At 69.5% G+C, this 26,641-nt stretch carries 25 protein-coding genes and 1 other RNA gene; 12 read left to right on the top strand and 14 right to left on the bottom strand.

Annotated features, from left to right (window positions below; all coding sequences use genetic code 11):
• Positions 1–102: 102 nt before the first annotated feature.
• Both AB0N78_RS06170 and AB0N78_RS06175 read right to left on the bottom strand, forming a co-directional pair.
• A complete protein-coding gene (locus AB0N78_RS06170; RefSeq protein ID WP_363387112.1) occupies positions 103–3,930 on the bottom strand; it encodes a multifunctional oxoglutarate decarboxylase/oxoglutarate dehydrogenase thiamine pyrophosphate-binding subunit/dihydrolipoyllysine-residue succinyltransferase subunit in 3,828 nt (1,275 codons plus the stop codon).
• Between the two features lie 225 nt (positions 3,931–4,155).
• Positions 4,156–5,385: a multidrug effflux MFS transporter gene (locus AB0N78_RS06175; protein WP_363387115.1), complete on the bottom strand. Its 1,230-nt coding sequence runs from the start codon at positions 5,383–5,385 to the stop codon at positions 4,156–4,158.
• A 65-nt stretch (positions 5,386–5,450) separates the two neighbouring features.
• Here AB0N78_RS06175 and AB0N78_RS06180 point away from each other — a divergent pair, with 65 nt between their 5' ends.
• Positions 5,451–5,885 carry a MarR family transcriptional regulator gene (locus AB0N78_RS06180; protein ID WP_363387118.1) on the top strand — a complete coding sequence of 145 codons (435 nt, stop codon included), beginning with the start codon at positions 5,451–5,453 and terminating at the stop codon, positions 5,883–5,885.
• A 41-nt stretch (positions 5,886–5,926) separates the two neighbouring features.
• Here the strand turns inward: AB0N78_RS06180 and AB0N78_RS06185 are convergent, their stop codons facing one another.
• From AB0N78_RS06185 to AB0N78_RS06200, 4 genes are read right to left on the bottom strand one after another with little or no spacing between them, the layout of a single operon-like run.
• Positions 5,927–6,733: an ABC transporter permease gene (locus tag AB0N78_RS06185; RefSeq protein ID WP_363387121.1), complete on the bottom strand. Its 807-nt coding sequence runs from the start codon at positions 6,731–6,733 to the stop codon at positions 5,927–5,929.
• Entirely contained in the window at positions 6,730–7,638 is a 909-nt protein-coding gene (locus AB0N78_RS06190) for an ATP-binding cassette domain-containing protein (protein ID WP_363387124.1), read from the bottom strand. The genes AB0N78_RS06185 and AB0N78_RS06190 overlap by 4 nt, the downstream gene beginning before the upstream one ends.
• 40 nt (positions 7,639–7,678) lie before the next feature.
• The gene (locus AB0N78_RS06195) at positions 7,679–8,785 is read right to left on the bottom strand and encodes an ATP-binding protein (protein WP_363387126.1); all 1,107 of its coding nucleotides are present in this window, start codon (positions 8,783–8,785) and stop codon (positions 7,679–7,681) included.
• Positions 8,782–9,570 (bottom strand): response regulator transcription factor, encoded by a 789-nt coding sequence (locus AB0N78_RS06200; RefSeq protein WP_363387129.1) that lies wholly within the window; start codon positions 9,568–9,570, stop codon positions 8,782–8,784. The genes AB0N78_RS06195 and AB0N78_RS06200 overlap by 4 nt, the downstream gene beginning before the upstream one ends.
• A 130-nt stretch (positions 9,571–9,700) precedes the next feature.
• Here AB0N78_RS06200 and AB0N78_RS06205 point away from each other — a divergent pair, with 130 nt between their 5' ends.
• The 3 genes from AB0N78_RS06205 (at position 9,701) to AB0N78_RS06215 (ending at position 13,132) form a co-directional block, all read left to right on the top strand.
• Positions 9,701–11,011 carry a hemolysin family protein gene (locus AB0N78_RS06205; RefSeq protein ID WP_363387132.1) on the top strand — a complete coding sequence of 437 codons (1,311 nt, stop codon included), beginning with the start codon at positions 9,701–9,703 and terminating at the stop codon, positions 11,009–11,011.
• Positions 11,008–12,078 (top strand): hemolysin family protein, encoded by a 1,071-nt coding sequence (locus AB0N78_RS06210; protein WP_363387135.1) that lies wholly within the window; start codon positions 11,008–11,010, stop codon positions 12,076–12,078. Before AB0N78_RS06205 ends, AB0N78_RS06210 begins: the two co-directional genes overlap by 4 nt.
• A 178-nt stretch (positions 12,079–12,256) precedes the next feature.
• Positions 12,257–13,132 carry a D-alanyl-D-alanine carboxypeptidase family protein gene (locus AB0N78_RS06215; protein ID WP_363387138.1) on the top strand — a complete coding sequence of 292 codons (876 nt, stop codon included), beginning with the start codon at positions 12,257–12,259 and terminating at the stop codon, positions 13,130–13,132.
• A gap of 61 nt (positions 13,133–13,193) precedes the next feature.
• Here the strand turns inward: AB0N78_RS06215 and AB0N78_RS06220 are convergent, their stop codons facing one another.
• Positions 13,194–14,105 (bottom strand): aldose 1-epimerase family protein, encoded by a 912-nt coding sequence (locus AB0N78_RS06220; RefSeq protein ID WP_363387141.1) that lies wholly within the window; start codon positions 14,103–14,105, stop codon positions 13,194–13,196.
• A gap of 55 nt (positions 14,106–14,160) precedes the next feature.
• Here AB0N78_RS06220 and prfB point away from each other — a divergent pair, with 55 nt between their 5' ends.
• From prfB to smpB, 5 genes are all read left to right on the top strand, one after another.
• Complete coding sequence (prfB, locus tag AB0N78_RS06225; RefSeq protein WP_363387144.1) at positions 14,161–15,276, top strand: peptide chain release factor 2; 1,116 nt, start codon at positions 14,161–14,163, stop codon at positions 15,274–15,276.
• A gap of 158 nt (positions 15,277–15,434) precedes the next feature.
• Positions 15,435–16,124 carry a cell division ATP-binding protein FtsE gene (gene ftsE, locus AB0N78_RS06230; RefSeq protein ID WP_363387147.1) on the top strand — a complete coding sequence of 230 codons (690 nt, stop codon included), beginning with the start codon at positions 15,435–15,437 and terminating at the stop codon, positions 16,122–16,124.
• A 10-nt stretch (positions 16,125–16,134) separates the two neighbouring features.
• Positions 16,135–17,052 (top strand): permease-like cell division protein FtsX, encoded by a 918-nt coding sequence (gene ftsX / locus AB0N78_RS06235; RefSeq protein ID WP_363387150.1) that lies wholly within the window; start codon positions 16,135–16,137, stop codon positions 17,050–17,052.
• Positions 17,053–17,055: 3 nt separating this feature from the next.
• Positions 17,056–18,414, top strand: coding sequence for a peptidoglycan DD-metalloendopeptidase family protein (locus tag AB0N78_RS06240; RefSeq protein WP_363387153.1), 1,359 nt, complete (start codon positions 17,056–17,058; stop codon positions 18,412–18,414).
• A gap of 77 nt (positions 18,415–18,491) precedes the next feature.
• On the top strand, positions 18,492–18,962 hold the full coding sequence (gene smpB / locus AB0N78_RS06245) for an SsrA-binding protein SmpB (protein WP_363387155.1): 471 nt from the start codon (positions 18,492–18,494) through the stop codon (positions 18,960–18,962).
• Here the strand turns inward: smpB and AB0N78_RS06250 are convergent.
• Genes AB0N78_RS06250 through AB0N78_RS06270 form a run of 5 tightly spaced genes read right to left on the bottom strand, consistent with a single transcriptional unit; the run spans position 18,959 to position 23,640 of the window.
• Positions 18,959–20,314: an NAD(P)/FAD-dependent oxidoreductase gene (locus AB0N78_RS06250; RefSeq protein ID WP_363387158.1), complete on the bottom strand. Its 1,356-nt coding sequence runs from the start codon at positions 20,312–20,314 to the stop codon at positions 18,959–18,961. The genes smpB and AB0N78_RS06250 overlap by 4 nt on opposite strands.
• Before the next feature lie 36 nt (positions 20,315–20,350).
• A complete protein-coding gene (locus AB0N78_RS06255; RefSeq protein WP_363387161.1) occupies positions 20,351–20,842 on the bottom strand; it encodes an N-acetyltransferase family protein in 492 nt (163 codons plus the stop codon).
• Between the two features lie 3 nt (positions 20,843–20,845).
• A complete protein-coding gene (locus AB0N78_RS06260; protein ID WP_363387164.1) occupies positions 20,846–21,904 on the bottom strand; it encodes an ATP-dependent DNA ligase in 1,059 nt (352 codons plus the stop codon).
• Between the two features lie 45 nt (positions 21,905–21,949).
• A complete protein-coding gene (locus tag AB0N78_RS06265) occupies positions 21,950–22,687 on the bottom strand; it encodes an ABC transporter permease (RefSeq protein ID WP_363387167.1) in 738 nt (245 codons plus the stop codon).
• On the bottom strand, positions 22,684–23,640 hold the full coding sequence (locus AB0N78_RS06270; RefSeq protein WP_363387170.1) for an ABC transporter ATP-binding protein: 957 nt from the start codon (positions 23,638–23,640) through the stop codon (positions 22,684–22,686). The genes AB0N78_RS06265 and AB0N78_RS06270 overlap by 4 nt, the downstream gene beginning before the upstream one ends.
• Before the next feature lie 101 nt (positions 23,641–23,741).
• Between AB0N78_RS06270 and AB0N78_RS06275 the strand changes: the two genes are divergently transcribed.
• Entirely contained in the window at positions 23,742–24,518 is a 777-nt protein-coding gene (locus tag AB0N78_RS06275) for a helix-turn-helix domain-containing protein (RefSeq protein ID WP_363387173.1), read from the top strand.
• On the opposite strand, the gene AB0N78_RS06280 is transcribed toward AB0N78_RS06275, so the two are convergent.
• Together AB0N78_RS06280 and AB0N78_RS06285 are read right to left on the bottom strand one after the other, a co-directional pair.
• Positions 24,515–24,991 (bottom strand): DUF6328 family protein, encoded by a 477-nt coding sequence (locus AB0N78_RS06280; RefSeq protein WP_363387175.1) that lies wholly within the window; start codon positions 24,989–24,991, stop codon positions 24,515–24,517. The two genes, AB0N78_RS06275 and AB0N78_RS06280, sit on opposite strands and share 4 nt — an antisense overlap.
• A 30-nt stretch (positions 24,992–25,021) precedes the next feature.
• A complete protein-coding gene (locus tag AB0N78_RS06285) occupies positions 25,022–25,507 on the bottom strand; it encodes a GNAT family N-acetyltransferase (protein WP_363387178.1) in 486 nt (161 codons plus the stop codon).
• Between the two features lie 116 nt (positions 25,508–25,623).
• Between AB0N78_RS06285 and ssrA the strand changes: the two genes are divergently transcribed.
• Positions 25,624–25,991, top strand: a transfer-messenger RNA (tmRNA) gene (gene ssrA / locus AB0N78_RS06290).
• Positions 25,992–26,101: 110 nt separating this feature from the next.
• Positions 26,102–26,638 carry a PadR family transcriptional regulator gene (locus AB0N78_RS06295; protein WP_363387181.1) on the top strand — a complete coding sequence of 179 codons (537 nt, stop codon included), beginning with the start codon at positions 26,102–26,104 and terminating at the stop codon, positions 26,636–26,638.
• Positions 26,639–26,641 lie beyond the last annotated feature (3 nt).

Here is a 26,641-nt window from a genome sequence, read left to right on the forward strand (position 1 = left end):
CGGGCCGACGGTGCCGGTCGCCGCGTGGTTCAGATGGCCACCCGAGCCTCCACACGACGGAGGCCGCCCGCTCATGGAGTCAGGCGGCCTCGGTCATGTGGGTCAGCGGGCGAAGGCCTCGCTCAGCAGATCGGCCTGCTCCGCCTGGTGCGCCTTGGCGGTGCCAGCCGCAGTGGAGGCCGACGCCGGACGGCTGACCGCCCGCACCGGGGCCCCCACCAGCTGCGGCAGGGCCAGCGACAGGTAACCCCAAGCACCCTGATTGCGCGGCTCATCCTGCACCCACACCAGTTCGGCCCCGTCGAAGGGAGCCAGCGCTGCACGCATCGACTCGATGTCCAGTGGGTAGAGCTGCTCCACCCGCAGGATCGCGGTCCGCTCGTCGCCGAGCTTCTCCCGCTGCGCCACGAGATCCCAGTAGATCTTGCCGGAGCAGAGCAGGACCCGGTCCACCTGCTCGGCAGGCACCTGCTCGTCGCCGATCACCGGCCGGAAGGTGCCCGAGGTGAAGTCGGCGATCGGCGAGGCCGCCTCCTTGCGCCGGAGCATCGACTTGGGGGTGAAGACCACCAACGGACGACGGGGCCGGGCGTAGGCCTGGCGACGCAGCAGGTGGAAGTAGGACGCCGGGGTGGTCGGCTGGGCGACCACCATGTTGCCCTCCGCGCACAACTGCAGGAAGCGTTCGATCCGGGCCGAGGAGTGATCCGGGCCCTGACCCTCGTAGCCGTGCGGCAGCAGCAGGACAACGCTGGAATGCTGGCCCCACTTCTGCTCGGCGGAGCTGATGAACTCGTCAATGACGGTCTGCGCCCCGTTGACGAAGTCACCGAACTGCGCCTCCCAGAGCACCAGCGCATCCGGCCGCTCCACCGAGTAGCCGTACTCGAAGCCGAGCGCCGCGTACTCCGACAGTGAGGAGTCGTAGACCCAGAATTTGGCCTGGTCCCCGGACAGGTACAGCAGCGGGGTCCACTCGGCACCGGTGTTCCGGTCGTGCAGCACCGCATGCCGCTGCACGAAGGTGCCCCGGCGGGAGTCCTGTCCGGCCAGTCGGACCGGGGTGCCCTCGATCAGCAGGGTGCCGAAGGCCAGGAGCTCGCCGAAGCCCCAGTCCACGCCGCCCTCGCGGGACATCTGCTCCCGCTTGGCCAGCAGCTGAGCCAGCTTGGGGTGGATAGTGAAGCCCTCCGGTGCGCGCACATGGGCCGCACCGATCCGCTCCAGGGCCTTGGCAGGCACGGCGGTCTGCCAGCCGATGATGACACCGGCGTCCTCGCGCTGGGACTCCGGGCGTTCCAGGCCGGCCACCGGCTCCGCGTCGGCGGGTGGGGGGGTCCAGCCGTCCTCGCGGGTCTCGGCGAACACCCGCTCCAGCTGGGTCTGGTAGTCGCGGAGCACGTGCTCCGCCTCCTCCAGGGTGATGTCCCCACGGGCGACCAGGGCCTCGGTGTAGAGCTTGCGCACCGAGCGCTTGGCCTCGATCAGGTTGTACATCAGCGGCTGGGTCATCGAGGGGTCGTCGCCCTCGTTGTGGCCGCGTCGGCGGTAGCAGACCAGGTCGATGATGACGTCCCGGTCGAACTGCTCGCGGTACTCGAAGGCCAGCTCCGCGGCGCGGACACAGGCCTCCGGGTCGTCGCCGTTCACGTGGAAGATCGGCACCTGTAGACCCTTGGCCACGTCAGTGGCGTACTGCGAGGACCGTGAGGAGCTCGGTCCGGTGGTGAAGCCGACCTGGTTGTTGATGATCACGTGGACGGTGCCGCCGGTGCGGTAGCCGCGCAGCTGGGAGAGGTTCAGGGTCTCGAAGACCACGCCCTGCCCGGCGAATGCCGCATCGCCGTGGATCAGGATCGGCAGCACGGAGAAGCCGTCGCCGCCCAGGTCGATCCGGTCCTGCTTGGCCCGGACAATGCCCTCGAGCACCGGGTCCACCGCCTCCAGGTGGGAGGGGTTCGCCGCGAGGTACACCCGGGTGGTGGCACCGGATTCTGCGGTGAACTGGCCCTCGGTGCCTAGGTGGTACTTCACATCGCCGGAGCCCTGCACCGACTTGGGGTCCTGGTTGCCCTCGAACTCGCTGAAGATCTGGCCGTAGGACTTGCCCGCGATATTGGCCAGCACGTTGAGCCTGCCGCGGTGCGCCATGCCGATGGCGACCTCGTCCAACCCGCCCTCGGCGGCCCGGGACAGCACCGCGTCCAGCAGCGGGATCAGCGACTCGCCACCCTCCAGCGAGAACCGCTTCTGGCCGACGTACTTGGTCTGTAGGAAGGTCTCGAAGGCTTCCGCACCGTTGAGCCGACGCAGGATGCGCAGCTGGTCCTCACGCGGGGTGGGGGCGTATCCGGACTCCAATCGCTCCTGCAACCACTTGCGCTGCCGCGGGTCCTGCAGGTGCATGTACTCGATGCCGGTGGTGCGGCAGTAGGAGTCGCGCAGCAGAGCGAGCACCTGACGCAGGGTGGCTCGCGGCTTACCGGTGAAACCACCGGTCGGGAAGGACCGGTCCAGATCCCACACGCTCAATCCGTGGGTCTGGATGTCCAGGTCCGGGTGCTTGCGCAGCCGGTAGGCCAGCGGGTCGGTATCCGCCATCAGGTGTCCACGGGAGCGATAGGCGTGGATCAGCTCGGCAATCCGGGCCGGCTTGATCGCCTCGGCATCCGGGTCGTGTGCGGCGTCGCGGACCCAGCGCATCGGCTCATAGGGCACCCGCAGGGAGGTGAAGACCCGATCGTAGAAGCCGTCCTCGCCGAGCAGTTTGCGCGCCAGGATGCGCAGGAAATCACCGGACTGGGCACCCTGGATGATCCGGTGGTCGTAGGTGCTGGTCACGGTGAGCACCTTGGAGACGCCCATCTTGTTCAGCTGCTCATCGCTGGTCCCGGCGAACTCGGCCGGGTAGTCCATCGCCCCGACGCCGATGATCGCTCCCTGCCCGGCCATCAGCCGCGGCACCGAGTGCACGGTGCCGATGGTGCCCGGGTTGGTCAGCGAGATCGTCGTCCCGGCAAAGTCGTCCACCCCGAGCTTGCCGCCACGCGCCCGACGCACCACGTCCTCGTAGGCGGACCAGAACTGGGCGAAGTCGAGGGTCTCCGCCTTCTTGATGCTCGGCACCAGGAGCTGGCGGGTGCCGTCCGGCTTGGCCAGGTCGATGGCCAGGCCCAGGTTGATGTGCGCGGGGCTCATCACCCCGGGCTTGCCGTCGACCAGCGTGTAGGAGGCGTTCATCGAGGGCATCTCGCCCACGGCCTCGACCAGCGCGAAGCCGATCAGGTGGGTGAAGGACACCTTCCCGCCGCGGCCACGGGCCAGGTGATTGTTGATCACGATCCGGTTGTCGACCAGCAACTTGGCCGGGATCGCGCGCACCGAGGTCGCGGTCGGGACCTCCAGACTGGCCTCCATATTGGTGACCACCCGGGCCGCCGGGCCGCGGAGTTTGGCGACCTCATCGCTCGGCTCCGGCTCCGGCTCGGGCTGATCGGAGCGCGCCTGGGCTGCATAGGCCGCGGTGGCGGGCTGCGCGGTGGCGATAGGGGCGGTCGGCGGGTTGGCGAGGTCCCCAGCCGAAGCGGTGGGCTGCGCGGCCGCGCTGCTCGGCGTGCCCGGCGATGCGGTCTCCGGGTCGGCGGTACGCGCCGGGGTCTGCGGGTGCTTCGCCGTCGGAGTAGCCGGGGCGGATAGGTCCGGATTCGGTGCCGCGTCGGCCGGACCGCTGGGCGCGACGGGGGTGGTGCCGTCCGGCGCGCCCGAACTGGTGGGCTCCGGAGCCGAGGGGCGGTACCCCTCGAAGAACTCCCACCACGCGGGGTCCACCGCGGTCTTGTCCTGGAGGTACTGCTCGTACAGCTCATCCACCAGCCACGCGTTCGCGCCGAAGTCGGCTCGGTTCACGTCTGGCTCCGCCTGCTGGGACACGCGAGGATCGCCCACTTCCTCCGCGGTCAGACGACCGCGTCATTGCCGGATCTGTCCCGGCCACCCTACGTCCTGTCTGCCGCTCGGATCCCGCTGAACGGGGGAACGCGCCGGGTGGTTCCGGTGCCGCTTCTGTGCAGGTCAATGACGGTCCCATCCTCCGCCCTGCCCCGGGTCGTCTTGACGTCAAGAGAGGTCAAGAGCAGCCCCGGGCAGGGCGTTCGGTCAGTTCCGCGGACGGGCCAGCAGCAGCGACCCCGCGGCGAGGACGGCCACCACGGCCATCGTGATCGCCATCGGTACCGCCGTGTACTCACCGGCCAACCCGACCACCGGTGACACCGCGGCTCCGAGCGCGAACTGCAGTGCACCCATCACGGCCGACCCGGTCCCTGCCGCCCCCGCTGCCTGATCGGTGGCCAGACCGGTGGCGTTCCCGGCGATCAGCCCGAGGCTGGAGGTGGAGGCGAACAGCAACACCAGGGTGGGCCACAGTGGCAGCCCCAGCACGGTGGCATCGAGCACCAGCAGCAGCCCGATCGCGACCAACGCGACGATTCCGGTGCGCAGCAGCGCGGCGGGGGAGAACCGCCCGACCAGCTGAGCGTTGACGGCGCTCGCGGCGGCGATCCCCAGCGCGTTCACCGCGAAGGCCACCGAGTACCAGCCCACCGAGAGCCCGAGCACGTTCTGCAGGACAAAGGGCGAGGCAGAGATGTACGCGAACATCCCGGCGAAGGCGAAGACCATCGCGCCGGTGTAGCCCAGGTAGCGACGATTGCCGAGCACGCGGCGGGCATCGCGGGCGGTGGCGGCGAGCCCGCCAGTGGTGCGTTTGTCCACCGGCAGCGTCTCCGGCACCAAGACCACGACCGACACCAGCATCAGCGCGCTGACCGCGGTGAGCACCCAGAAGATCCCCCGCCAGCCGATGGCACCGGACAGTCCGCCGCCGAGCAGCGGTGCGGCCACCGGAGCGATGCCCTGGATCATCATCATCAGCCCGAAGAGCTTGGCGGCGGCGGCCCCTGTGGCTCGGTCTGCGACGACTGCACGGGCCAGGACGATCCCGGCCGCCCCGGCAAAGCCGTGCACGAAGCGTGCGCCGATCAGGACGCCGATGCTCGGGGCCAGGGCGCAGGCCGCACCCGCGACGGTGTAGACGGCGGTGCCGACGATCAGCAGTCCGCGGCGGCCGCGCTGGTCGGACAGCGGCCCGATCACCAGCTGACCGACCGCCAGGCCGATCATGAAGGTGGTCAGGGTCAGCTGCACCGCCGACGCACTAGTGCCCAGCTCGGTGGCCATCTGCGGGAAGGCCGGCAGGTACATGTCGGTGGCAAGCGGGGCCACCGCGGTCAGGAAGGCCAGCACGATGGTGACGGCCAGGGGGAGACCGGCACCTGCCGGATCGACGCCGGTGGGCCGGGTGCTGGTGGGGCTGGTGACAGACATGGACGGAGAGGTTACCTATGTGAAGTCATATATATCAACCCATAGGTATCGACTACGCTGTACCTATGTCTTCCGCATCGCTGCGTCGGCTCGGTTCCGTCGTCCACGATCTGTCCTGGGCGCTACGGCACGCCGAACCGCCCACCGAGGGTTATGACCAGCTGCCGCCGACCGAGTTCCAGATCATGCGGTTCCTGGACCGGCATCCCGAGTCGTCGGTGGGGGAGGTGGCCCGGGGGCTCGGCTTGCAGCAGAGCAACGCCAGCACTGCCGTGCGTGGACTGATCGATCGCGGACTGGTCGACAAGCGGCCTGATGACGACGACCGCCGCGTGGTGCGGCTCACCACCACCCCGCTGAGTGCGGGTCGACGGGCTCCGGTCGAGGCGAGCTGGGGCGACACCTTGGAACGGGCACTGGCCGAGCTCGGGGACGACGACGCTGCGGCAGTCCGCCGCGCTATCGCCCCCTTGGAGCGGTTGGTCGCTGCCCTCGACTGACCACGGGGTGGGGCGATGACGACACCGCCCCACCCATCAGATCAGCTGATGTCCCGCCGGAAGGTAGTCAGGCGGCCGATCAGCGCGAACAGCAGGGCGTAGCCCACCAGAACCAGCGCACCGGCCCAGCCGGGCAGCACATCGCCCAGCCCGGCGGTGGAGTAGAACGACCCGCCGCTGATCGCCTCACCGGCCGCGCCGGGCAGGTATGCGCCCACCGAGCTCAGGGCGTCGATCTGACCGAAGAGCATCCGGGCGATCGGCTCGATGAACTGCGTGAAGGCCAACACGACCACGATGGCCAGCACCTGATTGGTCAGCGCGCAACCGAGTCCGACACCGAGCACACACCACACCGCCAGAGCCAGTGCGGTCCGGGCGACGACCGCGAGCACACCCGGATCGCCCAGCAGCGTCGGATGTCCACCGATGGCCAGCACCGCAGCTCCGCCACCGGTGGTGACCGCCGCCCCGACCACGCCGAAGACCGCGCCCAAGGGGATGCTGGCCAGCAGCTTGGCGGCGATCAGGCGGGTGCGATTCGGCTCGGCCAGCAGGGTCGGCGTGATCGTGTGGTGCCGGAACTCCCCGGTCACGGACATCACGCCCACCAGCAGCGGGAACACGAATCCCAGCGAGGCGGACAGGGTGTAGATGGTCACCGCCACGGTGCGGTCGTCCAGCCCGGCGGGTAGTCCGGACTCCACCCCGGCGGACGGGTCCACAGTGAGCGCGAATCCCATCACCGCCGCAATGAACAGCATGTAGCCGGCCATGGTCAGCAGCAGCACCCACCAGAGTCGGGTGGTGACGAGTTTGCGGTATTCGGCGCGCAGGGTGTCGATCATCGGGTCGCCCCCTCGGTGGATGCGGTCATGCCCAGGAACACGTCCTCTAGGGAGGCGCCCTGGGTGCTCAGCTCGTGCAACTCCACCCCCGCGGCGAATGCCGCGTGACCCACCGTCTGCGGATCGACACCGCCGATCTCGGTCGACCCCTCCGGTCCGGGGCGCAGCTGCCACCCCGCGCGCTCTGCTAGCGTCGCCAACCCGGCCACATCCGGTGTACGCACCCGCACCCGGTGCTCGGCCATCGCCACCAGCTCGTGCAGCGGGGAGGCGTGCACCAGTCGCCCGTGAGCGATCACCACGATGTCATCGACGGTCTGCTGCACCTCGGACAGCACGTGGCTCGACACCAGCACCGTGCGCCCCTCGCTGGCCAGTCGACGCAGCAGATCGCGCAGCCAGCGGATCCCCTCCGGATCCAGACCGTTCGCCGGCTCGTCCAGCAGTAGCACCGGTGGATCGCCGAGCAACGTTGCCGCCAGGCCCAGGCGCTGCCGCATGCCCAGCGAGAAACCGCCGACCCGACGATCCGCGGCGCTGCCCAGCCCCACCAGTTCCAGCAGCTCGTCCACCCGACTGCCCGATGCGCCGGCCTTCGGCGCGGAGACCCGCAGATGATCGCGGGCAGTACGGCCCGGGTGAAAGTCAGCGGCTTCCAGCGCCGCGCCCACGGTCCGCAGCGGGCGCTCCAGCTCGGTGTACCGCTGTCCACCGATGGTGGCGCTGCCCGCGGTCGGACGGATCAGACCGAGCAGCATGCGCAGCGTGGTGGTCTTGCCGGCCCCGTTCGGGCCGAGGAAGCCGGTGACCCGACCGGGGGCGACCGTGAAGGTGAGGTCGTCCACGGCGCGCACGGCTCCGAAGGTCTTGGTGAGGTGTCGGATCTCGATCGGTGGGGACGTCATGAGGTGACCGTAGCTGTTCTAGTACTAGTAGAACAAGCAATCAGCTGGTCGAGGTCTTCCGGCTCTGCCGCCGCGACGGCAGCATCACTCGCATCGTGCACCCCACCGGCGTGTCCGCCACCCCCACCGTCCCGCCGTGCAGGTTCACCGCCCAGCGCACGATGGACAGCCCCAGTCCGGTGCCGCCGGTGGAGATCTGCCCGGTGATGGCCGGGGTGTTCCCGCGGGCGAAGCGCTCGAACACCCGCTCGCGCTGATCGGGTTGGATGCCCGGGCCCTGGTCGACCACATCGATCCGCACCCATCCACCGGAACGGTGCGCCTCCAGCCGCACCGGGGCACCGACGGGGGAGTGCCGGACCGCGTTCTGGACCAGGTTGGCCAGGATCTGGTGCAGGCGTTCGCGGTCAGCGGGGATGACCAGGTTTTCCGGCTCGACCACCACCGGGAAGGTCAGGCCTTTGGACGCGCCGACCAACCGGCCCTCGCTGGCGGCCTCCTCCAGGAACTCCTGGAGCGGCACGTCGGTGAGGTCCAGCTCCACCGCGCCGGCCTCCAGCCGGGACAGGTCTAGCAGGGTGGAGACCAGGCGGCTCAGGCGCTGGGTCTGGGCGAGCGCGGCCTTCATCGTCTCCGGGTCCGGGTCGTCTACGCCGTCGACGATGTTCTCCAGCGAGGCCTGGAGGGCGGTGACCGGGGTGCGCAGCTCGTGCGAGACATTGGCGACCAGCTCGCGCCGGATGGTGTCGGTCTGTTCCAGCTCGTCAGCCATCCGGTTGAAGGCCTCGGCCAGTTGACCGACCTCGTCGCGGGAGGTGGCCCGGACCCGACGCGTGTAGTCACCGGCCGCCATCGCCCGTACCGCTGCGGTCATCTCGCGCAGCGGGGAGGTCATACCTCGGGCCAGCAGCTGGGTGAAGACCAGCACGATGACCAGGACGAAGGGGAACGTCCGGGTCGGACCGAGGGAGTTGTTCAACCCGAACCAGGTCAGCAGCGCCGCCACGGCGGAGGAGGCCGTGATCAGCAGGCCGAGCTTGATCTTGAGCGACTTGAACCGGTCGAGCGGCCGGACGTCCGGCAGTCGAGGCAGTGACGTGGCAGCGGCGATCGGGCGGTCCCGGCGCGGCGAGCCGGAGCCGGTCACGCCGGGCTCGCCTCCCCGGCATCCGCCCCGGTCGCGGGTTCCAGCGCGTAGCCGACGCCGTGCACGGTGCGGATCAGGTCGGCGCCCAGCTTGCGACGCAGGGCCTTGACGTGGGAGTCGACGGTCCGGGTTCCGGAGGCGTCCACCCAGTCCCACACCTCGGCGAGCAACCGCTCACGGGTCAGCACGGTGCGGGGGCTCGCGGCCAGTGCCAGCAGCAGGTCGAACTCGGTCGGGGTCAGGTGCACCTCGGTGCCCGCCCGGTGCACCCGACGCTGTGCCCGGTCGATGACCAGGTCGCCGACGGTCACCGGCGGCTCTGCTCCGCCGGAGGTGCTGGCCTGCTCGGCGGCGAGGGCGGCACGCTGCTGGCGGCGCAGCAGTGCCTTGACCCGGGCCACCAGCTCCCGCATGGAGAACGGCTTGGTCATGTAGTCATCCGCCCCGACCCCGAGGCCGATCAGCATGTCGGTCTCGTCGTCGCGGGCGGTGAGCATGAGGACCGGCACCGGACGGTCGGCCTGGATCCGGCGGCAGACTTCCAGTCCGTCAATGCCGGGCAGCATCACGTCCAGCACCACGGCATCCGGTCGGACCCGGGCGGCAGTGTCCACAGCGGCGAGCCCGTCGCCGACCGTCTCGACCTGATAACCCTCGGCGGACAGTCGCCGAGCCACGGCGGTGGCGATGGCGGGCTCGTCCTCGACGACGAGCACCGTGGGGGTCGCGCCCCCGGCCGGGTTGACGGGGCCAGCAGCGGAACCGGGACGAGTGGCAAAGGTCATGATCCCAGCGTGGCACACGGGTGTGGAGGTTTTCGTATGATGCTGCGACCATGCCCAGCTCAAGTCGTGGCCGGCGTTCTGCCGGCCCCCTCAGATCTGTCCCGTCCCGCCTTACGACCGGTGGTGACCGGTGCTGACCGACTGGTTGCTGATCCTGTTCGGGGTCGTCCTCACCGCGGGCACGGCGCTCTTCGTCGCCAGTGAGTTCTCCCTGGTGACGCTCGACCCCGGCGTGGTCGCCAAGGAGACCCGCGAGGACGACAAGCGCGGGGGCACCGTGCTCAAGGCGCTGCGCCGGCTGTCCACCGAGCTGTCCGGTGCTCAGGTCGGCATCACACTGACCACGGTGCTGCTCGGGTACACCACGCAGCCCGCGGTGAACCGCCTGTTGGGCGGGGCGCTGACTGACGGGCTTGGCCGGGCCGCCGGGGTGGCGGTGGCCGGTGTGATCACCGTGATCCTGGTCAACGGCTTCTCGATGCTCTTCGGCGAGCTGGTGCCCAAGAACTTCGCGATCAGTCGTCCGCTGGGCACCGCCCGCGCAGTGGCACCGTTGCAGCACGGCTTCACCACCGCACTGCACCCGCTGATCACCCTGTTCAATTCCTCGGCGAACGCGATCCTGCGTCGATTCGGAGTCGAGCCGCGTGAGGAACTGTCCGGTGCGCGGTCCCCTCAAGAGCTGGCGGCGCTGGTGAAGCGCTCCGCTCAGGTCGGCACGTTGGACGAGTCGACAGCGACCCTGCTCACCAACTCCATCGAGTTCTCCGAGCTGTCCGCGGTCGATGTGATGACCGACCGGCAGCGGATGGTGACGGTCGACCGGGAAGACCCGGCCACTGAGGTGATCCGACTGGCTCGGGAGACCGGGCACTCCCGCTTCCCGGTGTTGGGCGAGGACTCCGACGACATTGTTGGCCTGGTGCATCTGCGCCGGGCCATCGCGGTGCCCTATGAGCGTCGAGGTGAGGTCCCTGCCGCCGCGTTGATGGTGGAGGCGCCACGGGTGCCGGAGACGGTGCACCTGGGGCCGCTGCTGGTCGAGCTGCGTGAACAGGGCCTGCAGATGGCCGTGGTCGTGGACGAGTACGGCGGCACCGCCGGGGTGGTGACGCTGGAGGATGTGGTCGAGGAGCTGGTCGGCGACGTGGCCGATGAGCACGACCGTCGACGGACCGCCGCCTCACCGCGGGCGGACGGTACCTGGGTGGTCTCCGGTTTGCTCCGCCCGGACGAGCTGACCGAGCAGACCGGTCTGGTCGTGCCCGAGGACGCCCGCTACGAGACGCTGGGCGGTCTGGTGATGGCCGAGCTGGGTCGGGTGCCGGAGGTCGGTGACGTGATCCGGATGCCCGGCATCGAGCTCACCGTGGAGTCGATGCAGCGCCGCCGGGTGGACCGGTTGATCGTCGCCCCGCTGCCCGAGGAGGCCGACGAGTGAACCCCACCCTGGCCCTGGTGCTGGCTGTGCTGCTGCTGGCCGGCAATGCGTTCTTCGTGGCGGCCGAGTTCGCCATCATCTCCGCCCGTCGTTCTGCCATCGAGCCACTGGCCGCCGCCGGTGACCGCCGGGCGCAGACAGTGCTGTGGGCGATGGAGCACGTCTCGTTGATGTTGGCCTGCGCGCAGCTCGGGGTGACGATCTGCTCGACCACCCTGGGTGTGGTCGCCGAGCCGGCCATCGCGCACTTGATCGAGGCCCCGCTGCACGCGCTCGGGGTGGGCAGTGAATGGACGCACCCGATCGGATTCGTGGTGGCGCTGCTGCTGGTCGTCTACCTGCACGTGGTGCTGGGCGAGATGGTCCCCAAGAACCTGTCCGTCTCCGGTCCGGACCGGGCGGTGTTGGTCTTCGGACCGCCGCTGGTCTGGCTGGGCCGGGTGGTCAAGCCGATCATCACGGCGCTGAACTGGCTCGCCAACCATGTGTTGCGGCTGTTCCGGGTCGATCCGCGCGATGAGGTCGCCTCGGCGTTCACCGCGCAGGAGGTGCAGTCCATCGTCGAGCAGTCCCAGGCGGAGGGGCTGTTGGAGGACGAGCAGGGCCTGCTCTCCGGTGCACTGGAGTTCTCCGACCGCACTGCCGCCGAGGTGATGGTCCCGCGGGACGAGCTGGTGACGGTGCCGCAGGACGTCACCCCCGAGGAGGTGGAACGGCTGGTCGCCCGCACCGGGTACAGCCGGTTCCCGGTGGTCGACCGCTCGGGCGAACCGACCGGGTACCTGCACGTGAAGGACGTGCTGTACGCCGACGGCGAGTCCCGACGCCTGCCCGTGCCGACCTGGCGGGTGCGCGCCACCGTCGTCGTCGCTCCGGACGACGAGGTGGAGGAGGCGCTGGCCGCCATGCAGCGCTCCGGTGTGCACGTCGCCCGGGTGGTACAGACGGGTGAATCGGGTCACAGCGAGATTCTCGGTGCCGTGTTCCTGGAGGACATCCTCGAGGAGTTGGTCGGGGAGGTCAGGGACGCCATGCAGCGCGGTCACATCCGCCTCCCGCGGCGCTGAACCCGCCCCGCGATTCCGGACGAGTCACGTATCCGCGGCCACCGATCTGAGCTGGGGTCTTGGAACGGGCCACCCGGAGCCGTTATGGTTCCGTGATCGTTCCCCCGGAACCCTCCCACAGGCAGTCCTGTGTCCGGGCGCCCGGGGAGCCCCCTGTCCGCACCACAACGGAGGTCCCGTGGCGTCGCAGATCGCGCCCGCCGACATCGCCGCACCGGCGACCCGTCGGCAGCTGCGAGAGGCAGAGCAGGCAGCACACCATCGCTCCCGCCGCCGACCGACCCCGACCCCCGCACCGGCCGGTGACAGCACCGCCGTCGCCGCCCGACACGGACACCCGGCTGCCCGCTGGGGCGTGCGGACCGGCGTTCTGATGACCCTGGCCGCGGTCACCGTCGCGGTGCCGCTCAGCCAGCACGAGGACCGCTCGGTCGCCGCCACGGGCGAGTCCACGGCCGAGGCCGCCACGCTGCCCAGCACTGTCGAGGCGCTGACCGGCACCCCGAGCTCCACCCTGGTGCCGCCGTCGTCCCTGCTGTCCACCGATGCCGCGGCCGTCCGCAACGAGATCGCGGCCAGCCGCAGCCAGGACCGGCAGATCCTGCCCGGCTGCACGGGTCAGGTCTCCACCCCGGACGCCCCCAACGGTCAGCTGCCCACCGGTGACCTGTGCACCATGTGGGACGGCGGCACCCAGCTGCGCGCCGACGCCGCCGAGGCGCTCGCCCAGCTCAACGCGATGTACGCCGCACGCTTCGGCTCGGACATGTGCCTGTCGTCGGGGTACCGGACCCTGGCACAGCAGAGTGCCGTGAAGGCCTCCCGTGGCAGCCTGGCCGCCGCCACCGGCAAGTCCAACCACGGCTTCGGCCTCGCGGTCGACTTCTGCTCCGGTCTGACCAGCGGCGCGCAGTGGGAGTGGCTGAATGAGAACGCCCCGACCTTCGGCTGGGAGAACCCGGCCTGGGCCCAGCCCGGCGGCTCCGGCCCCTATGAGCGCTGGCACTGGGAGTACACCAAGGTGCAGACCGACGGGTTCTATTACGGCGAGTGACCCCGACGACCTCATGACGAAGGCCCCCGAGCTGATCAGCTCGGGGGCCTTCGCGCTGTGGTCAGACCAGCGTCATACCCCAGGTCACCGCATGGGACGCCCCCGGTTCGATGCGGACCAGCCGCTCCCCGGTGCGGAAGGCGTCGGCGATGCAGCTCATCGGTTCCGCGGCGACCCCGCGGCGGTTAATCGACGGGATGCCATTGCCGGTGCAGACCTGCCAGGTGTCCATCGACCCGTCCATCCACACCGCCGCGCCGTGGCCGTCGGGGGAGCCGAGCACGATCCAGGCCAGCCCGTCGGCGTCGCGGTTCACGTCGAGGAACGCGTCGTCCAAGGCGACACCGGCCAGCGGCTGCGGGGTGCGACGGTCGTCGACGCCGGTCAGGGGGGCGGTGCCGGTGGGCAGCAGCCGGTCATCGACGGTGACGACGGTGGCGGCGTCCACGCGCAGCGTGCATTCGTCCACGGTGGCGGCACCGGGGGAGAGCCACGGGTGGAAGCCGACACCATAGGGCGCGGGCTGGTCGCCGAGGTTGGTGGCGGTCACGCGCAGGGTCAGGCCGCGGTCCTCGGTGAGGGTGTATGCCGCCTCGATCCGCAGCGGGAAGGGGTAGCCCGGGGTGGGCACCAGGTCGTGCCGCAGAGTGAGGGCAGACTCGCTGACCTCGATGGCCTCCCAGCGCACCTGGGCGACCAGGCCGTGCAGGGCGTTATGCCGGTCCGGTTCGGTGACGGCGACCTGGTGCTCGACGCCGAGCCAGGTGTACTGGCCGTCGGCCAGGCGGTTGGGCCAGGGAGCGAGCACCGCGCCGGAGAACGCGGGCGGGATCAGCTCGGGGGCGAAGGGCAGCACCACGTCGCGGCCGCCCACGGCGTACTCCCGCACGCTGGCACCGACCTCGGTGATGACGGCCCGCTGATCGCCCAGGACCAGGGCGTACTGGCGGCCGGAGGGGAAGGGAATGTTCACGCGCACACGGTAGTGCGTCACCACGGCGGGCTCCGGGACGGTAGCCTGGCTCGTCGTGGCAGCCACTGACTTTCCCGCCGAGATCCGCGACCTGCGTTCCACGCTGGGCACGATCCAGGCGGTCTCCGACCCCACCGCCCTCCAAGCCAAGATCGCTGTGCTGACCGAGCAGGCCTCGGCCCCCGACCTCTGGGACGACCCGGAGGCAGCGCAGAAGGTCACCAGCGCCCTGTCCGCGACCCAGGCTGAGCTGGACCGAGTGGATAAGCTCGCCGCCCGGATCGACGATCTGGAGACGTTGGTCGAGATGGCCACCGAGGACGGTGGCGACGCGGAGACCTTGGCGGAGGCCGAGTCCGAGCTCGAGACGATCCGCAAGGACCTCGGCGAGCTGGAGGTCCGCACGCTGCTGAACGGCGAGTACGACCAGCGCGAGGCTGTGGTGACCATCCGCGCGGGTGCCGGTGGCGTGGATGCGGCGGACTTCGCCGAGATGCTGATGCGGATGTATCTGCGCTGGGCGGAGCGGCACGGGTACCCGACCGCCGTGCTGGACACCTCCTACGCGGAGGAGGCCGGGCTGAAGTCGGCCACCTTCGAGGTGAAGGCGCCGTACGCGTTCGGACACCTGTCGGTCGAGGCCGGAACCCACCGCCTGGTGCGGATCTCGCCGTATGACAACCAGGGTCGGCGTCAGACGTCCTTCGCGGCGGTGGAGGTCATCCCGCTGATCGAGTCGGGCGATGACAACATCGAGATCCCGGAGAACGAGATCAAGGTGGACGTCTTCCGCTCCTCGGGTCCGGGTGGGCAGTCGGTGAACACCACCGACTCCGCGGTCCGTATGACGCACATCCCGACCGGCATCGTGGTCTCGATGCAGAACGAGAAGTCGCAGATCCAGAACCGTGCGGCGGCGCTGCGCGTGCTCCAGTCCCGGCTGCTCCTGGTCCGCAAGGCCGAGGAGGACGCGAAGAAGAAGGAGCTCGCGGGGGACATCAAGGCCTCCTGGGGCGACCAGATGCGGTCCTATGTGCTGCACCCGTACCAGATGGTCAAGGACCTGCGCACCGAGCACGAGGTCGGGAACACCTCGGCCGTGTTCGACGGGGACATCGACGGGTTCATCGAGGCCGGTATCCGCTGGCGGCGATCGGCTCAGCAGGACTGACGGTCGGCCCGCAGCAATCCAGCAAAACCGGCGCAAGTCGTCCACTCACAGGGTGCGAGCGGCGTGTCACGGTCGGGTCACGCCGCCGGGCTGCGTACGGTGCGTGAGGCCAGAACCCGCACCACACCCTCCCGTCCCCCAGCCCTGGCCCCCACGCTGTGATCAGATTCGAGAACGTCACCAAGGTCTACGCCCGGGGTGCTCGCCCCGCGCTGGACGAGATCTCCCTCGAGGTCGAACGCGGAGAGTTCGTCTTCTTGGTCGGTGCCTCCGGCTCCGGCAAGTCGACATTCCTGCGCCTCGTGCTGCGTGAGGAACGGCCGACCGGGGGGAAGGTCTTCGTCGCGGGTAAGGACCTGACCACGCTATCCAACTGGAAGGTCCCGCAGCTGCGTCGCCAGATCGGCGCGGTGTTCCAGGACTTCCGCCTGCTGCACAACAAGACCGTGTTCGAGAACGTGGCCTTCGCGTTGCAGGTGATCGGCAAGCCGCGCCACCACATCCTGTCCACCGTGCCGGATGTGCTGGAGATGGTCGGCCTGGCCGGCAAGGAGAAGCGCCTGCCGCATGAGCTGTCCGGTGGTGAGCAGCAGCGCGTGGCCATCGCCCGGGCGTTCGTGAACCGCCCGGCGATCCTGCTGGCGGATGAGCCGACCGGAAACCTGGACCCGACCACGTCGCTGGGCATCATGCGGCTGCTCGACCGGATCAACCGGACGGGCACCACGGTGCTGATGGCCACCCACGACGACGAGATCGTGGACCAGATGCGCAAGCGTGTGATCGAGCTGTCCGGCGGTGAGCTGGTCCGTGACCAGTCCCGTGGCGTCTACGGCTCGGATCGGTGAGGGGACGACCATGAGACTGCAATTCATCCTCTCCGAGATCGGCATCGGCCTGCGCCGGAACCTGTCGATGGCCATCTCCGTGGTGCTGGTGACCTTCGTGTCCCTGACCTTCGTCGGGTCTGCGGCGCTGCTGCAGATGCAGATCGGCAAGATGAAGGACGACTGGTACGACAAGGTCGAGGTGTCGGTCTTCCTCTGCCCGGCGGGGGAGTCGCCCGAGCCGACCTGCGCCGGTGGCGAAGTCACCGACGAGCAGAAGGACGCCATCTACGACGCACTCGAGGCCCCGGACATCGCCCCGTACATCGAGCAGATCTACGAGGAGACCAAGGAGCAGGCCTACGACTCCTTCGCGCAGCGGTTCGACGGTGACTTCTGGTCGCAGATCGTCACCCCGAACGACATGAACGAGTCGTTGCGGATCAAGCTCACCGACCCCGAGCAGTACCAGGTGGTCGCCGACGCGCTCGCCGGTCGACAGGGTGTGGAGAAGGTCCAGGACCAGCGCGAGCTCTACGACACCCTGTTCCTGGTGTTGAACCGGGCGACCCTGCTGTCGGTGGGGTTGGCGGCGGTGATGCTGCTCGCGGCGGTGCTGCTGATCACCACCACGATCCGCTTGTCCGCGATGAGCCGGAAGCGGGAGACCGGGATCATGCGGATGGTCGGCGCCTCCAACCTGTTCATCCAGCTGCCCTTCATGTTGGAGGGCGCGATCGCCGCGTTCATCGGTGCCGCACTGTCGGTGGCGGGGCTGTGGGCGACGGTGAAGTTCGTGATCGGCGACTGGCTCGGCGGCACGCTGCAGTGGGTGCCCTACGTCTCGACGCACGAGGTCTGGCTGATCGCGCCCTTGCTGGTGGGAGTGGCGATCCTGTTGGCCGCCGTCTCCTCCCTGGTCACCCTGAGTCGTTACACGAAGGTCTGAGTCATGATCGACACCCGTCTGTTCCGCAGCTCGCGTCCCCGGATCACCCGCTCGCGTCGGTCTGTCTCGGCTGCGCTGGGGGCCACGCTCGCCCTGCTCGCCGGGGTGGCGCTGGCCGGACCCGCCGTGGGTGACGACCTGGACGACCAGAAGTCGACGGCGGAGAGCCAGCAGGCGGCGACCGAGCAGAAGCGGGCCGACGCCGAGGCCGCCCTGGAGGGCCTGAACAAGGAGTACGCGGACACCGCGATCGCCCTGCAAGAGGTGCAGGCGCAGCTCCCGGCCGCGCAGCAGGCGCTCACCGAGGCGGAGTCGACGCTCGCCGGGTACGAGCGGGAACAGGCCTTGATCGCCAGCCAGCTCCAGGATGCGGAGGACCAGGAAGCCTCGATCAGTGCCACCATCGAGGAGGACGCCGCTCGCTCGGACGAGATCCGCAGCCAGGCGGGGCTGATGGCCCGGCAGGCGTACCAGGGCGGCGATACCTCCAGCAACACCCTCGGTCTGGTGATGGGCGCGCAGAGCGTCGAGGAACTGACTGAGAGCTACAGCGCCGCCAGCACCGCGCAGCGGGCGCAGAGCCAGGTGCTGGACGAGCTGACCGCGGTGGAGGCGAACAACCGCAACAGCCAGGCCCGGCTCACTGCGGTGCAGGACCGGATCAGTGAGCTCAAGGCCGAGGCAGATGCGAAGGTCGCCGAGGCCGAGACCGCACGCCAGGCCGCAGCCGACCGCCAGGCCGAGGTCGAGGATCTGATCGCGCAGGAGCAGGAGAAGCAGGAGCAGCTGGCCTCGCAGAAGTCCGCGGTGGAGGCGCAGATCGCCGCTATCGACGCCGAAGCCAAGAAGATCGAGAACCAGCTGGCCGCCATCGCCGCCGAGCAGCAGAAGCGTGCCGCCGATGCCGCTGCGGCCGCCGGACAGCCCGCCCCCGCCGCGGGTCCGGTGAATGGGGCGATCTTCGGCAACCCGACCTCGATCAACCCGATCCACGTCACCAGTGAGTACGGGATGCGACTGCACCCGATCCTGGGCTACTACCGACTGCACGCGGGCATCGATCTGCGCACCTACTGCGGTACGCCGATCTATGCCGCCAAGGCGGGCACTGTGCAGTGGGCGCAGTACCGCAATGGCTTCGGCAACCAGGTGATGGTCGACCACGGGCTGTACAACGGGTCGTCCTTGATGACCTCCTACAACCACATGACGTCCTTCGTGGTGGGCGGCGGGCAGTCGGTGTCCCAGGGGCAGCTGCTCGGCTACTCCGGCAACACCGGGACCTCCGCGGCCTGCCACCTGCACTTTGAGGTGTACGTCAACGGCGCGACGGTGAACCCGCGCCCGCTGCTCGGCCTGTAGCGAATTCGCTGGGGCGGGTCCCCCGGACCCGGTTAGGCTGTCGGGCCGGGATAACGCACACGCGGGAGGAGGGGCCGATGGCCAAGCAGACAGGGCGGGCGCTGGTCGCCTCCAACAAGAAGGCACGGCACGACTACTTCATCGAGGACGTGATGGAGGCTGGTGTCGTGCTGACCGGCACCGAGGTCAAGGCGCTCCGCGCGGGCCGTGCCTCGCTGGTCGACGGCTGGTGCGCCATCGACGGCGGCGAGATGTGGCTCGAGGGCGTGCACATCCCGGAGTACTCGCAGGGCACCTGGACCAACCACGCGCCCCGCCGCAAGCGCAAGCTGCTGCTGCACCGCCAGGAGATCGACCGCTGGGAGTCGAAGACCAGGGAGAAGGGTCACACCATCGTCCCGCTGTCGCTGTACTTTCTGGACGGGCGGGCCAAGGTCGAGATCGCGCTGGCCCGAGGCAAGAAGGACTGGGACAAGCGCCAGACCCTGCGCGAGCGCCAGGACAACCTGGAGGCGCAGCGGGCGATGCGGGAGAAGCGCGACCTCTAGGTCGTGGTGCGGTCCGCCGCCTCCGCCGTCGGCTGATCGGCCTGGCGTTGGCGCAGCGCCGTGCGTCCCACCACCTGCTGCCAGGTGGAGGTGCGTTCCGACCGCCCGCTGCCGATGAAGCTCACCGCCCAGTGCAGCAGGGTGGTCAGTCGGTTCTTGAAGCCGACCAGGTAGAACAGGTGCACGCCGAGCCACAGCAGCCAGGCAGCAAAACCGGAGGTCCGCACCGGCCCGATCTGCGCCACCGCCTGGAACCGGGAGACCGTGGCCAGGCTGCCCTTGTCGTGGTACTCGAAGGGTCCGGCACTGGGTTCGCCCCGGTGCGCCCGGATGATCTCCTCCGCCGCGTAGCGACCGGTCTGCATCGCCGCCGGTGCCACCCCGGGCACACCCTGGTGCGAGGCCATGTCCCCGACCACGAACACCTCCGGGTGCCCGGGCAGTGACCCGTTCGGCTCGACGATCACCCGACCCGCGCGGTCCACCTCGGCACCGGTGCGCTCGCCCAGGACCCTGCCCAACGGTGACGCGGCCACTCCAGCCGCCCAGACCTTGGCCCGGCTGCCGATCCGACTGCGGGTGCCGTCACCGGCCTCGACCTCGACCGCGTCCTCGGTCACGTCGACCACCTTGTGGCCCATCAACAGCTCCACGCCCAGACCCTCCAGGGTGCGGGCGGCGGCCTGTTGGAGCTGACGCGGGTACCCCGGCAGCACTGCGGGCACCGGATCGACCAGCAGAATGCGCGCCTGCGCAGGGTCGAGCCCACGGAAGTTGTCCCGCAACGACCGGTGCGCCAGCTCGGCGAGTTGCCCGGCCATCTCCACCCCGGTCGGCCCGGCCCCCACCACCACGAAGGTGGTCAGCATCGCGCGCTCGGCCGGGTCGGTGGACAGCTCGGCCAATTCGAACGCCCCGAAGATCCGCCCGCGCAGCTCCAACGCGTCATCGATACTCTTCAGCCCCGGCGCGTGATCGGCGAACTGGTCGTTGCCGAAGTACGACTGCCCGGCACCCGCCGCCACGATCAGACTGTCGTAGTGGGTGCGGCGCTCACCGATCGGGCTGGATGACACCACCTCGCGGGCGTCGACGTCGATGTCGGTCACCGTGCCCATCAGCACCCGCGCATTGCGCTGCCGCTTGAGCACCTCGCGGGTGGCGGGGGAGACCTCGCCCATCGACAGCACCCCGGTCGCCACCTGGTACAGCAGCGGCTGGAACAGGTGCTGGGCGGTGCCGTCGATCACCGTCACCCGGAGATTCGGTTCACCATCCAGCGCCTTGGTGGCGAACAGTCCACCGAAGCCTGAACCGATGACGACCACGTCGTGCGGGCGGGGAGCAGTCATCTGTCGACAGTAGGAGCGGCCCGCACGGCCCGCATCTCACAGTCTCTTCTCCACCAGCACCGTGTCCCGCCACTGCCCGGCCAGCGGGCCGACGGTCATCAGCGCGATCCGCTCCCGGCGGCCGATCTCCCGGAAACCCAAGCGGCGGTGCACGGTCAGGCTGGCGGTGTTCTCCGGGAAGATCGTGGATTGCAGGGTCCACAGCCCGAGCCCGGGAGCGCGATCGACGGCGGTGCGGAGCAGGGCGGTGCCGATACCCCGACCGCGGGCGTGTTCGGCGACGTAGAGGCCTAGCTCCTGGACCCCGGCGTAGACCTGACGGGCGGAGATCGCGGCGCCGGAGACCCAGCCCAGTGCGGTGCCGTCGTCGTCCACCGCCAGGTAGCGCAGCTCTGGGTGGTGCTTGGCGTCCCAGTCGGCCCAGGTCGGCGGTTCCACCTCGAAGGTGGCGTTCCCCGACGCGATCCCGGCGGCGAAGATGTCCCGGACCGCGTCGGCGTCATCGGGAGTGATCGAGCGGATGCGCATCCCTCAATGCTGGCCCAGAACCTCCGCCAGGTCGAAGCGCACCGGCTCGTCCAACTGCTCATAGGTGCAGGTCGCGGGGTCGCGGTCCGGACGCCAGCGCTGGAACTGGGCCGTGTGCCGGAACCGGTCGCCCTCCATGTGGTCGTAAGAGACCTCGACCACCAGCTCCGGGCGCAGCGGGACGAAGGACAGGTCCTTCCCGCCCGACCAGCGGCTCACCGCGCCGGGCATCCGCTGGCCCTCGTGCGCCGACTGCTCCGCCCAGTGCGCCCAGGGATGGTCCTGGACATCGGTCCGCAGCGGTGCGAGCTCTTCCACCAGCTCCCTGCGCCGGGCCATCGGGAATGAGGCCGCCACCCCGACGTGCTGGAGCCGGCCGTCGTCGGTCCACAACCCGAGTAACAGCGAGCCGAGCACGTCACCGCTCTTGTGGAACCGGAACCCCGCCACCACACAATCCGCGGTGCGCAGGTGCTTGATCTTGAACATCGCTCGCTTGTCCGGCTGGTAAATCCCGTCCAGCGGCTTGGCCACCACCCCGTCCAGACCGGCCCCCTCGAACCGGGTGAACCAGTCCTGCGCCTGATCCGGATCGGTCGTCGCCGGGGTGACGAAGATCGGGTCCTCGGCGGGCTGCAACGCGTCCAGCAACCGGGCCCGACGGTCGGCGAAGGGGGTGCGCATCAGGTCGTCGTCGCCGAGCGCCAGCAGGTCGAAGCCCACGAAGGACGCTGGTGTTTGCTCGCTCAACAACTTCACCCGACTCGCCGCCGGATGGATCCGCTGCTGCAACGCATCGAAGTCCAGCCGGTCGCCGTTGATCAGCACGATCTCCCCGTCCAGCACGCAGCGTTCCGGGGTATTCGCCTTGATCGACTCCACCAGCTCCGGGAAGTACCGGGTCATCGGCTTCTCGTTCCGGCTGCCGAGCACCACCTCGTCGCCGTCCCGGAACACGATGGTGCGGAACCCGTCCCACTTCGGCTCGACGTGGCCGGGCGGGATGGTGGCAACCGACTTGGCCAGCATCGGCTTGATCGGGGGCATCACGGGCAGGTCCATGCCGCACATCGTGCTCCGGGCAACGAGGCCGCGCTCGCGGAAGACTCAGTCCCGGCGTCGCAGCGCCAGCCCGGCACCGGCGACGGCAACCGCGCACCAAACCAGGAGCAGCACCACCGACCGGGTCGGCACGTCGAACTCGGTGTGCACCAACCCGGCGCGGACCACCTGGGCCATCGGCTCGATCGGCAGCCACTCGTGCACGGACTGCAACCACTGCGGCATCCGCTCGGCCGGGTAGCTCACCGGGGAGAACAACAGCACGACGAACAGCAGCGCCTGGGTCATCAGCATCGCGATCTGCGGGGCCAGCAGCATCGCCATCGCGTAGCCGATCGCCGCGGAGGTCAGCGCCACCAGCAGCGCACCGGGCACCAGCCACCAGGACAGCACCAGACCGATGTCGAAGCGCAGCGCACCGACCAGCACACCCAGCACCAGACCGGGCAGAGCGATCAGGGTGTAGACCAGCAGGTCACTGAACAGGAAGGACATTCGCGGCACCGGCAGGGTGCGCATCCAGTCCAAGCTGCCCTCGGTGCGGGACGAGGACAGCAGCTGTGGCGCCAGCACCAGACCGACCATCACCAGGTTCACCGTGGGTGCGCCGGTGGCCAAAATCAGCGCCGAGGACGGGTCAGGATCGCCGACCAGCAGCCCGTAACCGATCACGGTGGTAACGGCCAGCAGCACCTGCACCAGCACCGTCAACGGCAGGAACGCGGCCTGGCGGCGGAACTGCCACTGGGCCAGCAGGAGGGTCTGACGGATCGAGGTGCTCACGCTGCGGGCTCCTGCGCGGTCGCGGTCGCCTCGTGGCCGACCAGCTGGATGTAGACGTCCTCCAGGGAGGCGGGGGTCAGGGAGTACCGCTCGATGCGGCCGTCCTCGACCTGACCCTGCGCCCAGTCGACGACCGCGGCGGCGTGGTCGGTGGGCACGGTGGCGGTGGCGCGCTGGCCGCTCTGAGTGGTGCCGGGGGTGACGGTGCTGGGCCAGTTGACCGGGTCGCGGGAGTCGACCTCCAACACCAGTCGGTCCCGCAGGCTCGCGGTCATCTCCGCGGGGGTGCCGGCGGCCAGCACCACCCCGCGGTCGAGGATGGCGAGGTGGTCGACCACACGCTCGGCCTCGCGCACGTTGTGCGTCACCAGCAGCACGCCGTGCCCGGCGTCCGCAAGCACGCGGATCTGCTCCCACAGCAGGCGGCGGCGGACCGGGTCGACGTCATTGGTCGGCTCATCCAGGATCACCAGGCGTCCGGGTCGGACCGCGGTCATCGCGAAGGCGGTCAGTCGGGCGATGCCGCCGGAGATTTTCTGCGCCGGGGTGTGCGCCCACTGACCCAGATCGAGGGCATCGATCAGCAGCTCGGTCCGAGGCCGCACGTCAGCGGGGGAGCCTCCGCGGATCCGGCCGACTAGCTCGATGGCCTGGCGCGGGGTCAGGCCGCTGATCGGCACATTGGCCTGCGCCTGCACCGAAACGCGGTGCCGCGCCTGGTCCGGGTGGGCGATCGCGTCGATGCCGTCGAGGCTGATCGTGCCCTCGTCCGGACGGACCAGCCCGGCGATCTGGTTGACCAGCGTCGTTTTGCCCGCGCCGTTGTGACCGAGCAGCCCGACCACTTCACCGGCGGCGACATCGAGGTCGATGCCGTCGTTGGCCTGCGCGCCGTTGCGCCCGCGGTACCGCTTACGCAGTCCGCGGACCTCAAGAACCTCGGGGGACCCCATGAAACCTCCTCAGATACCGACCGGTACGAACCGGAACGTATCAGATACCGTTCGGTACTCAAATCCGTTCGGGTCGGTACGTGAGGGTTACGCTGTGGCCCATGTCCGAGCCGCAGCGTTCCCAGGAGTCCATCGGCGCGGCCGCCCGCGCCCTCGCTGACGCCACCGCCGCACTCACCCGTGCGCTCGGTGACGAGGTGCACTCCGTTGGTCCGCAGGTCACCGAGTCGATCGCTGCGTCGCTGAGGGAGGCCTCGCAGGGTTTGACCTCCGCCTCCGACCGACTGAGCGGAACCGCCCGAGCTCGACGCTCCCGAGGTCGGCGCGCCGAGAGGGTTGAGCAGACCCGAGCGGAGCTGCTGGCTGCGGCCGCCAGTGCGTTCGCCGAGCGCGGCTACGAGGGTGCCTCGGTGGGGGAGATTGCCGCTCAAGCCGGCTACACCAAGGGCGCGGTCTACGCGCACTTCGGCTCCAAAGAGGAGATGTTGCATGCTTTAGTTGCTGAGCTCGACTGCGAAGACGACAACCCGGTGTTCCCCTGGTTCACCGAGCAGGGTGTCGACGAGGACGCGCTCGTGGCAGAAGTCCTCGCCTTGCGTCAGGACTCGCGCACTCTCCTGGTCGTCGAGGTCTACCTGTATGCCATGCGGCATCCCGAAGGTGGGTCAGCCATCGTCGAGCGCTACCGCAGGAACCTGGACCGTTTGACCCGCCGGGTCGCCGAGCTCCGCGGCCCGGACGGTGCCAGAGAAGTCGCTGCGGCCGCCGCCGCCGTGCTTGACAATGCGGTGCTCTACGGCGGGCTGGTCGACGAGCCCCAGATCAGTGCGCGCGGTGCCGCCCGGCAGGTCGCGCGCCTGCTCGCCAGCGAGAACTAACGGGCCGAACGCGCCAACCGCACCGGCAGCACCACCCACACCGCGGTCAGCAACACCAGCACCGCTGACCCGGCAACAATCCCCGCAGTGCGACCCACGACGATGTCGAAAAGCAGTGACGCTGAGCCCGTGAGCACCAAGGCCAACGCCGCCAACCCGATCTGCGCCAACCGGTCAGCCCGCGCCACCAACGACGCCTTGCGGTGCCGACGGAACAACACCCGATGCAGCGACACCGGTGCCACGATCAGACCGGTCGCGGTGATCGCCAGCACCACCAGAACCAGGTACACCGTCCGTTGATAGTCATCCAGCTCGGTGAACCGGGACTGGAACGGCACCGTCAACAGGAACCCGGTCAGGATCTGCACCCCGGTCTGGGCGACCCGGAGCTCCTGGAGCAACTCGTTCCAGTTCCGGTCCATCCGCTCATCGACGGTCTCATCGCGCCCGTCGGTCGGGTCGGCGTCCATCGGTCCTCCTGCCGGCAATGCCGCGCGCTGTCACGACGACGGCGTCGACATCGTCCCGCCCACCGCATCCGCCCGCACCCGCAGCATCGTGTCCGATCCGCCGACCCGGCCCACCACCACGAACCCCGCCCGCTCGTACATCCCACGCGCCCGGTCGTTCCCGTCCTCGACCGACAGGCTCACCCGCTCCGGCCCCTCCAGCACCGCAGCCAACAACGCCGTCCCCACGCCGCGCCCGCGCGCACCCGGCAGCACCGCCATGCTCAGCTCCGGCACCTTGTCGGCCACGTACCCCCACCCGCCCGGCACCAGTCGCAGCCACGCCGCACCCAGCGGACCGTCCGCGTCCAGCGCCACCACCCCCGCATCGCCCGGGGCCGTACCGAACCCGTCGACGTACCGCGCCAGATGCGCGTCCAGCTCCGTCACCCGTGGCTCACCGGTCCAGTTCACCGCCGCCAGGATCAGCGTGGCCAGCAGCGGGCAGTCCTCGGCGGTCGCGGGGCGCAGGTGCATGCCGTCAGGGTGCGCGGCGCAGCCCGGTGCCGTCCACGGGAATCACGGTGCGGGCACTGCGGTTGGACCAGTAGACTGGTCGGTGCCGCGTTCGCGCGGTGGTTGACAACTTCACAGGGGGTGATCGGTTTCGACGGTGATCGTCGATCCAGGGGAAGCGGGCCGAGGATGCATGGTCATCTCGTCAACGCTCCATGCAAACCTATAGGTGCCGATTCCAAGCGCACCGACTTCGCCCTCGCCGCCTGAGCGAGCCTCGAAGTCCGTCAGCCTGAGCTAGCTTCCGACTCAGATCCTGGCGTCATCTAGGGAGCCACTGCTCGTAGCCTTCGTCATCGGGGCTGCGGGGACTTTCAGATGACTGGGCCTGTCCACCACTTGTCCGTGTGAGGGTGGGGGCCGAGAAAAGCAGCAGCGGACTGCGCCCGGAGAAGCCCTGGTTCCACGTCATCGGACGCGGGTTCGATTCCCGCCACCTCCACTCGTGATCGCGCCCCGGTCCGCCTTGTGCGGGCCGGGGCGTTGTCGTGCTTGCGCTGCGCGGTCGACTGTTGGACGATATATCGGTACCTATCGCTGACGGAGGTGGCCGACATGCATGGATCGTTCACGACTGACCGCATCGGAGCAGGGCTCCGCGAGATGGCCGAGGGTGCTCGGGAGCTGTTCGAGCAGCGTCCGAGCCCGCAGCGTCGCCCACGCGGTGACGTGCGCGCGGCGATCCTCGCGCTGCTCGCCGAGGAGCCGATGCACGGGTATCAGCTGATCAGTGAGATCGAGAAGCGCAGTGGCGGGACCTGGCGGCCGAGCCCGGGGTCGGTGTATCCCACGTTGCAGCTGCTTGCGGATGAGGGGCTGGTCCGGGTCGAGGCGGTGGGGGAGAAGAAGACCTATGCGCTGACCGAGGCCGGGGTGCAGGCGGCTGAGGCGGTGGAGGGGCTGCCGTGGGAGTCGGCGTCGTCGGCGGCCGCTGGTGATCCGCGGGTCACGGCGCTCCCGAAGGCGGGGATGAAGCTGGCGCAGGCGTTGGCGCAGTTCGGGCACGATGCGACGCCGGAGCAGATCGACCAGGCGGTGCAGGTGGTGAACGACGCCCGCCGGAAGATCTACACGATCCTCGCCGAAGGCTGACGG

The sequence above is a fragment of the Cellulomonas sp. NPDC089187 genome (genome assembly GCF_040685135.1).
Lineage (GTDB): Bacteria > Actinomycetota > Actinomycetes > Actinomycetales > Cellulomonadaceae > Cellulomonas.